The 11199-nt window shown below is 68.7% G+C and carries 12 protein-coding genes and 1 pseudogene; 9 read left to right on the forward strand and 4 right to left on the reverse strand.

What is annotated here, in order from left to right; all coding sequences use genetic code 11:
• Positions 1 to 197: 197 nt before the first annotated feature.
• The 8 genes from AB0E98_RS06400 (at position 198) to AB0E98_RS06435 (ending at position 6784) form a co-directional block, all read left to right on the forward strand.
• Positions 198 to 974, forward strand: a complete 777-nt coding sequence (locus AB0E98_RS06400) for an amino acid ABC transporter ATP-binding protein (RefSeq protein ID WP_126916400.1) — start codon at positions 198 to 200, stop codon at positions 972 to 974.
• An 85-nt stretch (positions 975 to 1059) separates the two neighbouring features.
• Complete coding sequence (locus AB0E98_RS06405) at positions 1060 to 1983, forward strand: glutamate ABC transporter substrate-binding protein (RefSeq protein ID WP_361699162.1); 924 nt, start codon at positions 1060 to 1062, stop codon at positions 1981 to 1983.
• Positions 1984 to 2031: 48 nt separating this feature from the next.
• Complete coding sequence (locus AB0E98_RS06410) at positions 2032 to 2682, forward strand: amino acid ABC transporter permease (protein WP_311611015.1); 651 nt, start codon at positions 2032 to 2034, stop codon at positions 2680 to 2682.
• Positions 2679 to 3575, forward strand: coding sequence for an amino acid ABC transporter permease (locus AB0E98_RS06415; RefSeq protein WP_361699164.1), 897 nt, complete (start codon positions 2679 to 2681; stop codon positions 3573 to 3575). Before AB0E98_RS06410 ends, AB0E98_RS06415 begins: the two co-directional genes overlap by 4 nt.
• Before the next feature lie 221 nt (positions 3576 to 3796).
• Complete coding sequence (locus AB0E98_RS06420; RefSeq protein WP_361699166.1) at positions 3797 to 5554, forward strand: FAD-dependent monooxygenase; 1758 nt, start codon at positions 3797 to 3799, stop codon at positions 5552 to 5554.
• A 32-nt stretch (positions 5555 to 5586) separates the two neighbouring features.
• On the forward strand, positions 5587 to 5673 hold the full coding sequence (locus AB0E98_RS06425) for a putative leader peptide (RefSeq protein ID WP_361699378.1): 87 nt from the start codon (positions 5587 to 5589) through the stop codon (positions 5671 to 5673).
• Between the two features lie 122 nt (positions 5674 to 5795).
• On the forward strand, positions 5796 to 6332 hold the full coding sequence (locus AB0E98_RS06430; protein ID WP_361699168.1) for a cysteine dioxygenase: 537 nt from the start codon (positions 5796 to 5798) through the stop codon (positions 6330 to 6332).
• Positions 6329 to 6784 carry a rhodanese-like domain-containing protein gene (locus tag AB0E98_RS06435; protein WP_361699170.1) on the forward strand — a complete coding sequence of 152 codons (456 nt, stop codon included), beginning with the start codon at positions 6329 to 6331 and terminating at the stop codon, positions 6782 to 6784. The genes AB0E98_RS06430 and AB0E98_RS06435 overlap by 4 nt, the downstream gene beginning before the upstream one ends.
• On the opposite strand, the gene recX is transcribed toward AB0E98_RS06435, so the two are convergent.
• The 3 genes and pseudogenes from recX to AB0E98_RS06450 form a co-directional block, all read right to left on the reverse strand.
• The gene (gene recX, locus AB0E98_RS06440; RefSeq protein ID WP_361699172.1) at positions 6766 to 7386 is read right to left on the reverse strand and encodes a recombination regulator RecX; all 621 of its coding nucleotides are present in this window, start codon (positions 7384 to 7386) and stop codon (positions 6766 to 6768) included. The two genes, AB0E98_RS06435 and recX, sit on opposite strands and share 19 nt — an antisense overlap.
• 8 nt (positions 7387 to 7394) lie before the next feature.
• Positions 7395 to 8519 carry a recombinase RecA gene (gene recA / locus AB0E98_RS06445; RefSeq protein WP_361699174.1) on the reverse strand — a complete coding sequence of 375 codons (1125 nt, stop codon included), beginning with the start codon at positions 8517 to 8519 and terminating at the stop codon, positions 7395 to 7397.
• Between the two features lie 199 nt (positions 8520 to 8718).
• Positions 8719 to 9015 (reverse strand): annotated as a pseudogene (locus AB0E98_RS06450) (AI-2E family transporter); the annotation flags it as partial.
• A 24-nt stretch (positions 9016 to 9039) separates the two neighbouring features.
• On the opposite strand from AB0E98_RS06450, the gene AB0E98_RS06455 reads away from it, so the two are divergent.
• The gene (locus tag AB0E98_RS06455; protein WP_361699176.1) at positions 9040 to 10704 is read left to right on the forward strand and encodes a recombinase family protein; all 1665 of its coding nucleotides are present in this window, start codon (positions 9040 to 9042) and stop codon (positions 10702 to 10704) included.
• 248 nt (positions 10705 to 10952) lie between these two features.
• Here the strand turns inward: AB0E98_RS06455 and AB0E98_RS06460 are convergent, their stop codons facing one another.
• Positions 10953 to 11189, reverse strand: a complete 237-nt coding sequence (locus AB0E98_RS06460) for a hypothetical protein (RefSeq protein WP_361699178.1) — start codon at positions 11187 to 11189, stop codon at positions 10953 to 10955.
• Between the last annotated feature and the right edge of the window lie 10 nt (positions 11190 to 11199).

Below are 11199 nucleotides of genomic sequence, written 5' to 3' on the forward strand. Positions count from 1 at the left end.
ACGTCAAGGGGTTCTGCCCACGCGAGGGCATCCGTTATCCAGCCGGTACTCCGGACCGGGACGTTCCGGCGATCTGACGCTGTGTGTCCGTTTGAGTCCGGATCGTTATGCTCAATTTCAGCTCAGATGTAATGACGCTGGTCTTCGCCGCTCATTAGGGTCCTCCCCAACCGAGGAGGACGGAGCGAGGAGCGCCGATGAACGAGATATCGGTGACCAAGGACGTGGCGCCCGCCGCGGACGCCCTGGTCGTCCTGGACAAGGTCAACAAGCACTTCGGCGCGCTGCACGTGCTCCAGGACATCGACTTGACCATCGCCCGCGGCGAAGTGGTGGTCGTCATCGGGCCGTCGGGGTCGGGCAAGTCGACCCTGTGCCGCACGATCAACCGGCTGGAGACGACGGACTCCGGTTCCATCACCATCGACGGGAAGCCCCTGCCCCAGGAGGGCAGAGAGCTGGCGCGGCTGCGCGCCGACGTGGGCATGGTCTTCCAGTCGTTCAATCTCTTCGCCCACAAGACCGTGCTGGAGAACGTGACGCTGGGGCAGGTGAAGGTCCGCAGGAAGGACCGGAAGTCGGCCGAGGCCACGGCCCGTTCCCTGCTCGACCGGGTGGGCGTGGGCGCCCAGGCGGAGAAGTACCCCGCCCAGCTCTCCGGCGGCCAGCAGCAGCGTGTGGCGATCGCCCGGGCGCTGGCCATGGACCCGAAGGTGATGCTCTTCGACGAGCCGACCTCGGCCCTGGACCCGGAGATGATCAACGAGGTGCTGGAGGTCATGCAGCAGCTCGCCCGGGACGGCATGACCATGGTCGTCGTCACGCACGAGATGGGCTTCGCCCGCTCCGCGGCGAACCGCGTGGTCTTCATGGCGGACGGCCGCATCGTCGAGGAGGCGCGGCCGGACCAGTTCTTCAGCAACCCGCGCAGCGACCGGGCCAAGGACTTCCTGTCGAAGATCCTGCACCACTGAGCGCACGACCGCGCTCCTCTCCGCACCGCCCTTCCCCGCCGCTCCACCGCCACCCGAGGTCCCGCAGACGCAAAGGATGTCCTCCATGAAGCTCCGCAACACCGCAGCGGCGGCAGCCGTCGTCGTCGCGCTGGCCGTCTCCGCGACCGCCTGTGGCAAGTCGGGCAGCCCCGACGACAAGAGCGACAAGTCCAGCGGCGGCGCCTCCGCCGCCGCCGAGCTGCCGAAGTACCAGGTGAACTCCGCCGCGGACGTCAAGGGATCCTCGGTCTTCGAGAAGATCAAGGGCAAGACGATCACCATCGGCACCAAGGCGGACCAGCCCGGCCTGGGCTTCGAGAACCCCGGCACCAAGAAGCGCTCCGGCTTCGACGTGGAGATCGCCCGGATGATCGCGGCCGATCTCGGCTTCGACGAGGCGCACATCAAGTTCGTCACGGTCCCCTCCGAGGCGCGGGAGACGCAGATCGCCAGCGGCGGCGTCGATCTGTACGTCGGTACGTACACGATCAACGACGAGCGCAAGAAGCAGGTCGGCTTCGGCGGCCCGTACTACGTCGCCGGGCAGGACCTGCTGGTGAAGGCCGACAGCTCCATCAGGAGCGAGGACGACCTCAAGGGCAAGAAGGTCTGCTCGGTGACCGGCTCCACCCCGCTGAAGCGGATCAAGGAACCCAAGTACGGCGTGGCCGAGGCCAAGGCGCAGCAGGGCTACCAGCTGTGTGTGCAGGAGCTGGTCAACGGTTCGGTCGACGCGGTCACCACGGACGACTCGATCCTCAAGGGCTACGCGGCCGAGAACAAGGGCGCGCTGAAGGTCGTCGGCCACCCCTTCTCCAAGGAGCCCTACGGCGTCGGTCTCAAGAAGGACGACACGGCGCTGCGCGAGGCGGTCAACAAGGCCATCGAGGCGCACGAGAAGAACGGCGACTGGAAGAAGGCCTACGACGCCACGCTGGGCCGCTCGGGCGTCCCCGCCTCCACCCCGCCCGCGATCGAGCGCTACTGACCGGCGAGCGGTGCCGGACGACCGCCTCGCGATACCCGGAGAAGTGACGTGAACGTTCTGTCGGACAACTTCGCGATGTTCCGCGAAGGTTTCATCGGCACCGTCGAGCTAACGGTGCTCAGCGCGCTGCTCGCCCTGGTGCTGGGCACCCTCGTCGCGGCGTTCCGCGTCTCTCCGGTGCCCGCGCTGCGCGTCTTCGGCACCACGTGGGTGACGCTGCTGCGCAACACCCCGCTGGTGCTGCTCTTCCTCGCCGTCACCCTGGGGCTGCCGGCGCTGGGGCTGAAGGGCTGGGACTCCTTCTGGCTCGCCGTCCTCGCCATGGGCTGCTACACCTCGGCGTTCATCTGCGAGGCCATCAGGTCCGGGATCAACACGGTGCCGGTGGGCCAGGCGGAGGCCGCCCGGTCGATCGGGATGACCTTCGGGCAGACGCTGGCCGGGATAGTGCTGCCGCAGGCCGTTCGCACCGCGATACCGCCCATCGGCAGCCTCCTGATCGCCCTGGCCAAGAACACGGCCATCGCCTCGGGCTTCAACGTCACCGAGCTCGGCTCGGTGCAGAAGACCCTCAACGCCGCCTCGGGCTACAACATTTACGTGATCTTCCTATGGATCGCGATCTGCTACATCATCATCACCTTCACCATCAGCGGCCTGTTCCGGCTGCTGGAGAACCGACTGGCGGTGGCCCGATGAGCGGCAGCGTCCTCTACGACGTCCCCGGCCCCCGGACCCGGGCCCGCAACCGCCTCTACGGCGCGCTGTCCACCGTCGCGATCGCCGGGCTGATCGGTTTCGTGATCTACCGGCTGGACGCCACCGGGCAGTTCCAGGCCGGACTGTGGGACGACTACGAGTACACGGAGACCCAGCAGCGGATCGTCGACGGCCTGCTGACCACCCTCAAGACCTTCGCCGTCGCGGCCGTCCTCTCGCTGGCGCTGGGCACCGTGCTGGCCACCGCGCGGCTGTCCGACCACCGGCCGGTGCGCTGGGCGGCCACGGCGGTGGTGGAGTTCTTCCGGGCCATGCCGCTGCTCATCATGATCTTCCTGCTGTACGCGGCGGTCTTCACCTCCGAGCCGATGTGGGCCCTGGTGATCGGGCTGACGCTGTACAACGGCTCGGTCCAGGCGGAGATCTTCCGCTCCGGGATCAACGCCGTCCCCCGGGGACAGAGCGAGGCGGCGTACGCGATCGGGCTGCGCAAGACCCAGGTGATGACGTCCGTGCTGGTGCCGCAGGCCGTGCGCTCAATGCTGCCGTCGATCATCAGCCAGCTCGTGGTGACCCTCAAGGACACCTCGCTCGGCTTCATCATCCTCTACGAGGAACTGCTGTTCGTCGGCAAGGCCTTCGCCCAGCAGACCCCACCCGTGAACGGCGTCTACGCCTTCATCCCGATGGTCATCGTCTTCGGCTCGATCTACATCCTGCTGTGCCTGGCACTGTCCTCCGTCGCCACATGGGTCGAACGGCGCACACAGCGCTCACGCAAGGGGAAGCCGCCGGCGCTGCCGACCGCCGGAGCCGTGCCGGGCGCCGGGACCGTGGGCGCCTCCGGCGCGGACGGCGCCGGGAACGGCTGAACGGACGACGGTTGACGCCCCGTCGGTCGCACCGGACCGGCGGGGCGCACGCCTTCGGCGCGCCGTGACGGCGCCTCTGATCACTTGACGCACGCACCGGCAATGGGTTGCATACGTTCTGTGATCGCGCACCGTTTTCCCCCTGCCAGTCCCCGTACGTCCCGTACGCGCCACGCGTACGGCGAGGTCACCGTCCGTTCCGGGGGCGAGGGGGCCGCGCCGTGGACCCGGTGATCGTCGTCGGGGGCGGGCCCGTCGGGCTCACCCTGGCCCTGGCCCTGGCTCGGTACGAGGTGCCCGTCACCGTCCTGGACGAGTCGCCCGACGAGGCCGGTCTGCCGCATGAGCGCCGCCTGGCGCGTACGGTCGTGCTGCGGCCGGACACCGCCGCGTTGCTGGAGCGGCTGGGGTGCGTCACCTCGGAGGGGACCCGCTGGGCGGGCTGGCGCACGCTGCGTCGCCGGACCGAGGTGGCGCGGATCCCGTTCGCGCCGCCCGGCGGCGCCGGAAAGGCCGTGGAGCCCGCCGAGTTCGAGGACGCGGAGGACACCGAGGAGCATCCGGGAGACGAGGGGCGCGCCGGCCCGGCAGCAGAACCGTCTCCGCTGCATCTGCCCCAGCACGCCCTGACGCGCGAACTACGGGCGGCGCTCGCCGGCGAGGCGGACGTCCGCGTCGTCCACGACAGCCGCGTGGCCCTCCTCAGGCAGGACTCCTCCGGTGTCACCGCGCACACCCGTGGCGACAACGACGGCGACAACCACACGGTGTGGCGCGGCAGTTATCTCATCGGCTGCGACGGCGCCCGCTCCGTCATCCGCAAACTGCTCGGCGCCCGCTTCCCCGGACGCACGGCGGTGGAGCGGTACGCGGTCGCCGCGCTCCGCGCCGAGCTGCCCTGGCCGGGCGAGGCCGTGCTGCACCGGTCGCCGCCGCGTGGCGACGAGGTGACGGCCCGTCCGCTGCCCGACGGGGTGTGGCGGCTCGACTGGCCGTTGCCACCCGATGGCGGGCTGGTCACTCCCGACGCGCTGCTCGCCCGGGTCGGCGACTCCCTGGCGGCGTGGTGCGGCGAAGCCCCGGCGTACGAACTTCTGGACACCGGTGTGTACGCCGTGCACCACCGACTCGCGCGCCGCTGGCGCTGCGGGCGCGCCTTCCTCGCGGGCGATGCCGCGCATCTACTGGGCGCGCTGGGCACCCAGGGCCTCGACGAAGGGCTGCTGGACGCCGAGAACCTCGCCTGGAAGCTGGCGCTGGCCTGGCACCACGGCGCTTCCGAGGCCCTGCTCGACAGCTATCAGGCGGAGCGCCGGGAGGCCGTCGCCGCCCGGCTGCGTACCGCCGACCGGATGCTGCCGGCGGTACGCGGCGAGGGCGGCTGGCGGACGGTGCGGCGCACACTGGTGCCGGGCGCCGCGCGCTCCCATGACGCGCTGCTGACGGAAGGCCACTTGGGGCACGGGCTGCTGGGCGCGCCGGCCGTCCACTCCCGTACGCCCCTGCTGCCGGCCGCGCCCCCCGCGAGCTCGGTGCTGGTGGGCACGGCCGTGGGGGCACCGGTCGTGGACGTGCCGGTGACCGCGCCGGACGGGTCGGAGGTGTGGCTGCGCGACCGGCTGGGCGGCGATCTTCTGGTGGTCCTCGTGGCCCCCGGTACGGGGGTGTGGGAGCGCCGCCACTGGCTGGGCGCGGGCCTCATGCCCGGGCTGGCGGCGGCCGTCTCGGCCCTGCCCACGGCGGCGGAACTGCTGGTCGCCGAGGGGTATCCGGGGGCGGACGCGCACACCGTGCTGATGGTCCGGCCGGACGGCCGGCTGGTGGCCGCGCTGGCGGGGGTGCGGGCGGCGGAGCTGTACGCGTGCGCGGACGCGGCACGGGGCGGTGCCGCCGGTGGCACCGGGGCGCCGGCGGAAGCGGTGCGCACGGGCGCGGCGAGCCCCGACGAAGCCACCAGTGAGGCTACGGCCAACCGTTGACCGGCACTTGTCGCCATGGTTGACTCCGCGACGTGACTGACAGCGGCTCGCATTTCTGGCGGAGGGTCCATCTGGACCTCGTCCGCTACGCGGGCTGTGTCTGTCGTCCGTCCTGCTGATCCGCTCTTCCCTCTCGCGCTGCCGGGCGCTCCGTGCGCCGCGCGCGTCCTTCGCGATCACTCAGGACGGTTCGACTGTGCCCTCTTCCGTTGCGCCCGATTCCTCGGTTGCACCCGCTTCCGTGCGTACGACCGCTTCGCACGCCGCCTCGCCGGACGCCCCCGGGGCGCCGTCTCAGGCGGATCTCCTCGACTTCGCCGACCGGACGGCCGCCGACACCCGTCTCGTCGCCTCGCTCCCGCTCGACCTTCACGGACGGACCTGGATCCGGCTGGAGGGGCCGGCCGGCAGCGAGGCATGGCTCATCGGCTGGCCGCCGGGCAGTGGCACCGGATGGCACGACCACGGTGGCTCGCACGGCGCGTTCGCCGTGGCCGCCGGGGGCCTGACCGAGCAGTCCCTGGCCGCGCGGCTGCCCACCGAGGGATGGAAACTGCTGGAGCTGGCGGACGGCATCGACCGTGAGCGGCTGCTGGCGGACGGGAACGGCAGGGCCTTCGGGCCCCACCATGTCCACCAGGTGTTCAACGCCTCGCGGGAGCGGCACGCGGTGTCCGTCCACGCGTACTACCCGCCGCTGCCGATGATGCGCCGGTACAGCCGCAGCGGTCAGGTGCTGCGGCTGGAGGCGGTCGAGTGGGCGCGGGAGTGGGCATGAACGACCGGGAGGGGATGAGGGTGGAGGAGCTGCTGGCCGAGGCGCGCGCACAGCTCGACCGCCTGGGGCCGGCCGAGGCGGCCGCCGTCCAGAGGGGCGGCGGGCTGCTGGTGGACATCCGCTACGCGGCGCTGCGGGAGCGCGATGGGACGGTCCCGGGTGCGCTCGTCGTGGAACGCAACGAGCTGGAGTGGCGGCTCGACCCGGCCTGTGAGCACCGCGCGGCGCGGGTGACGGATCACGACCTGCGGGTGGTCGTATTCTGCGACGAGGGGTACGCCTCGTCGCTGGCAGCCGTCTCCCTGCGCCGGCTGGGCCTGTACCGGGCCACCGACCTGGTGGGCGGCTTCCAGGCCTGGCGCGCGGCCGGACTGCCGGTGACGCCCCGGCTTCCGGGCGGGTCCGGGTCGTCCGCGCCCGGCGGGCAGGCCGCTCAGGCGTCCGGCAGGTAGTGGTCGAGCAACTCCGGGTCGTCGCCCTCCTCCTCCAGGGCCCGCCGCACCACGCGCAGGGCGAGCCCTTCGGGGTAGCCCTTGCGGGCCAGCATTCCGGCGAGGCGGCGCAGCCGCTTCTCCCGGTCCAGGCCCCGGGTCGGCCGGAGCTTGCGCTGGACGAGCTCACGGGCCGTGCGCTCCTCCTGCTCCGCGTCGAGCTGCCCGACGGCCTCGTCGACGATCGCGGAGTCGACGCCCTTGGTGCGCAGTTCCCGGGCGAGGGCGCGGCGGGCCAGGCCCCGGCCGCGGTGGCGGGACTCGACCCACGCGCCGGCGAACGCGGCGTCGTCGATCAGGCCCACGTCCTCGAACCGGGACAGGACCTCCTCCGCCGCCTCGGCCGGTATGCCGCGCTTGGTCAGGGCGTCGGCGAGCTGTTTGCGTGTGCGCGGGGATCCGGTGAGCAGGCGCAGGCAGATCGCCCGCGCCTGCTCTTCCGGTGACGGTGGTGCTCCGGCCCCGGCCCTCGACGGGGAAGCGGAGCCACCGCCCGTTCGGTCGTCCGCGCGCGGCTCATGTGGCACGGGCCCGTCGCCGTGCCACGGCTGTGCATCAGACATGACGCGGCTTAGCTCTTGGCCGCGGCCTTCGCCGCCTTACCGGTGGACTTGACGGCCGGAGCGGGCACCGACTTGGCCGGCTCGCCCGCGGCGGCACCCGCGGCGTCGGCGGCGGGCTCCTCCGCCGTGGCACCGGGCCGGACGCCCACGCCCAGCTTGTCCTTGATCTTCTTCTCGATCTCGTTGGCGAGGTCGGGGTTGTCCTTGAGGAAATTGCGGGCGTTCTCCTTGCCCTGACCGAGCTGGTCGCCCTCGTAGGTGTACCAGGCACCGGCCTTGCGGATGAAGCCGTGCTCCACACCCATGTCGATCAGGCCGCCCTCGCGGCTGATGCCCTGGCCGTAGAGGATGTCGAACTCGGCCTGCTTGAAGGGCGGCGCGACCTTGTTCTTGACGACCTTGCAGCGGGTGCGGTTGCCGACCGCCTCCGTGCCGTCCTTCAGCGTCTCGATGCGGCGGATGTCGATACGCACCGAGGCGTAGAACTTCAGGGCCCGGCCACCGGTCGTGGTCTCCGGGGAGCCGAACATCACGCCGATCTTCTCGCGGAGCTGGTTGATGAAGATCGCGGTGGTCTTGGACTGGTTGAGCGCGCTGGTGATCTTCCGCAGCGCCTGGCTCATCAGGCGGGCCTGGAGGCCCACGTGCGAGTCGCCCATCTCGCCCTCGATCTCCGCACGCGGCACCAGGGCGGCCACGGAGTCGATGACGATCAGGTCGAGCGCGCCGGATCGGACCAGCATGTCGACGATCTCCAGAGCCTGCTCGCCGTTGTCCGGCTGCGACAGGATCAGGTTGTCGATGTCGACGCCGAGCTTTCTGGCGTACTCGGGGTCGAGGGCGTGCTCGGCGTCGACGAACGCGACGGTGCCGCCGGCCCGCTGCGCGTTGGCCACGGCGTGCAGCGTCAGGGTCGTCTTACCGGAGGACTCCGGTCCGTAGATCTCCACCACGCGGCCGCGCGGCAGGCCGCCGACACCGAGGGCGACGTCGAGAGCGGTCGACCCGGTGGAGATGACCTCGATGGGCTCATTCGGCCGCTCGCCCAGGCGCATGACCGCGCCCTTGCCGAATTGCCGTTCAATCTGCGCGAGCGCGGCGTCGAGCGCCTTCTCGCGGTCGGTTCCTGCCATGGGTTCCACCCGGTTCGCTTGAGTCGATCGCTTCACGTCCACGACGCTAACGCCTGCCACTGACAATGCGCCCGGGCGTCGCTCCGGGCCTGTGGATAACTCGGCCCCAGCGGCCCGGGACACCCATGAGAATGGATGTTCGATTTTGGTGTCAAGCGCGCCACTCCGCGCGCCGGACAGCGGCGGAACCACGGCGGAATCAGCGCTCCCGCAAGGCCTTGATCACCCTCGCGAGCAGCGAGGGCGGCCGCCCGTCGCCGCCCCGCTCGTCCCGGCCGTCCGGGCCCGCCGGGAGCCCCGCGACCTCGTAGCGCTTGACGTACGCGCCCAGGAAGGCCTGGAGCGTGGCCGTCGCCGGGATGGCGATCAGGGCGCCCACCGCACCCAGCAGCGCGGCGCCCGCGATCACGGAGCCGAAGGCGACCGCCGGGTGGACGGCGACGGTCCTGGCGGTGATCCGGGGCTGGAGCACATAGTTCTCGAACTGTTGCCAAAGTGAAAGACTGCTAAACATAGGGCCATGGCAACTGAAGCGGACATACCCATTCCCTCTGGCGCGTCCGAGACCGAGATCAGCCTCGAACCCAACCGCTCAACCTGGGGCGCTGGCGACCTGGCAGAGCTGGACCGATGGCGCGAGATGCAGGCGGCTCTACCGAGCGATGCCCCCCGAGGGCTGCTGTCGGTACGCCTCTCCGTCTTCAAAGATGAGACGACATCGCCCATCCGGCAGGAGCTAGACCTGTGGGCCCTGGCCACCTCGAAGGGGATCCGGGTTGTAGGCGTTGCCTCCGACCTGAACCAGTCAGCCACCAAGATCCCCCCGTGGAAGCGAAAGATGCTCGGGTACTGGCTTCACGAGAAGGCCCCTGAGTTCGATGTGATCCTCTTCTGGAAGCTCGACCGCTTCATCCGCCGCATTTACGACCTGCACCTAATGATCGAATGGTGCAAGGATTTCGGCAAAAACATGATCTCCAAGGTCGAAGAGCTGGACTTTAAATCGACCTTCGGCCAGATGATGGTGACCATGATCGCCGGTATGGCGCGCATCGAGGCGGAGAACCTAGGCATCCGCCTCACCTCCCTCTGGCAGTACGCTCGCACAACCGAAAGGTGGGTCGTTGGTAAGCCGGTGTTCGGCTACCACACAGTGAAGGATCCGGAGACCAAGGAGGTCTCTCTAGCCATCACACCTAATAGGGCTCTCATGCTTCGCTGGGCTCGACTCATGCGAGTGAGGAGAAAGCGATCCTATGGGTTCATTTGCCGAGTATTGAATCTTGCGGGATTTAGGACTGCGCAAGGGAAGCTGTGGAGGGTCACATCCCTGGTCCGGATCATGAGGAATCCGGCACTAATGGGAGTAAGGATCATCTCCGACGGTAAGCCCGGAAGATACAACCCTCCCCGCATCTTCTATGGATCGGACGGAAATCCGGTAAAGGTTGCGGAGGCTATTTACACAGAGCTGGAGCACGCCGAACTCATTGAGTTCGATATGACCAAGTCTCAGGTCCACCCGCCAAAGAAGAAGAAGTCCACGAATTTCCTGGACGTAATCAAGTGCGGCTATTGCCTGGGGAACATGATCTACCAGGCGAACAAGAAGATACTGAAGAGCGGGATGGAGAAGATCAACGAATACGTCCGCTGCTTCTCCACGGTAAGCAAGCCGTGTGACCACAGGCCTTCCGCCAATCCGGGCGATCTCTACGGCTCCCTTGTCCAGGCCGTCTTGGATGAGATCGGAGACTACGAGGTAGTTGAGCGGGTCTACCAGAAGGGCGAGGAGACAGCCAAGCGCCGGAAGGAGCTTGAGGAGTCCATCCAGTTTTACGTGACTGGCCTCGCGCCTGGTGGACAGTTTGCGGTCGGCGGCTTCCTTCAGAAGACGGCAGAGGATGCCGTACAGAAGCACAATGCCGAGCTGGGCAGCCTGCCGGAGGCAGCCTCTACAGACAGCTGGAAGTACAAGCAGCTTGAAGGGACATACCGGCAGCGCTGGCTTATGGGCGACACGGAGCGCATGGAAGAAGACCTCAAGCGCGGCGGCATTCAGTTCTTGGTCTACGACGACCACGCGAAGCTCATGGTGCCCGAGGACGTGAAGGCGAAGCTAGTCCTACGGGACAGCTATTTCTCCGAGGGGAGACTTCGAAATAAGATAACACCCGCAGCCTAAGCATAGGAAAAGCCTCCGTCATCCCCATTTCATGCTGGGGATGACGGAGGCTAAATCCTGCCCTCACTCCGATACGTCGGAGGGTTCCGGGAAGCTATACACCCTTTCTCTAACAATCGTCTCATTGCCATCTGCGTCGACTCGAACAGTAATCACACGCATAGAGGGGCCCTCGCTCCTACACGTGTCACATCCCTGGAAAGCACCCGGCCCCTAGTCGCGCACACCTACAGCCGTCATGAGTCGACTCACTCGCTGTCGTCCACCAGGACGACATCAGAGGGGCGCATCTCGGATGCCCAGTAATCTTCGGCCATGGTCAGGGCGAGGCTGTGAGGGGCGCCCCCGGTGACGGCTGCCTGGTAGACCAGCCCGGTGATGCGGGTGACAGCGATGGCGTGGACGCCGCGCTTCTCCACCAGCCCAGCGTTCAGCTCCTCTTCGAGGCCGGCCACAATTTCGTCAAAGGGGTTGCTGTCAGTCATCGTTAATCTC

The organism is Streptomyces sp. NPDC037389, assembly GCF_040636475.1.
Classification (GTDB): Bacteria; Actinomycetota; Actinomycetes; order Streptomycetales; family Streptomycetaceae; genus Streptomyces; species Streptomyces hesseae.

Excerpts from the sequence above, each read along its gene's own strand:
- AB0E98_RS06405 (WP_361699162.1), top strand. The coding sequence starts at position 1,060 with ATGAAGCTCCGCAACACCGCAGCGGCGGCAGCCGTCGTCGTCGCGCTG.
- AB0E98_RS06435 (WP_361699170.1), top strand. The coding sequence starts at position 6,329 with ATGAACGACCGGGAGGGGATGAGGGTGGAGGAGCTGCTGGCCGAGGCG.
- recA (WP_361699174.1), bottom strand. The coding sequence starts at position 8,519 with ATGGCAGGAACCGACCGCGAGAAGGCGCTCGACGCCGCGCTCGCGCAG.
- AB0E98_RS06460 (WP_361699178.1), bottom strand. The coding sequence starts at position 11,189 with ATGACTGACAGCAACCCCTTTGACGAAATTGTGGCCGGCCTCGAAGAG.
- AB0E98_RS06415 (WP_361699164.1), top strand. The coding sequence starts at position 2,679 with ATGAGCGGCAGCGTCCTCTACGACGTCCCCGGCCCCCGGACCCGGGCC.
- AB0E98_RS06400 (WP_126916400.1), top strand. The coding sequence starts at position 198 with ATGAACGAGATATCGGTGACCAAGGACGTGGCGCCCGCCGCGGACGCC.
- recX (WP_361699172.1), bottom strand. The coding sequence starts at position 7,386 with ATGTCTGATGCACAGCCGTGGCACGGCGACGGGCCCGTGCCACATGAG.
- AB0E98_RS06455 (WP_361699176.1), top strand. The coding sequence starts at position 9,040 with ATGGCAACTGAAGCGGACATACCCATTCCCTCTGGCGCGTCCGAGACC.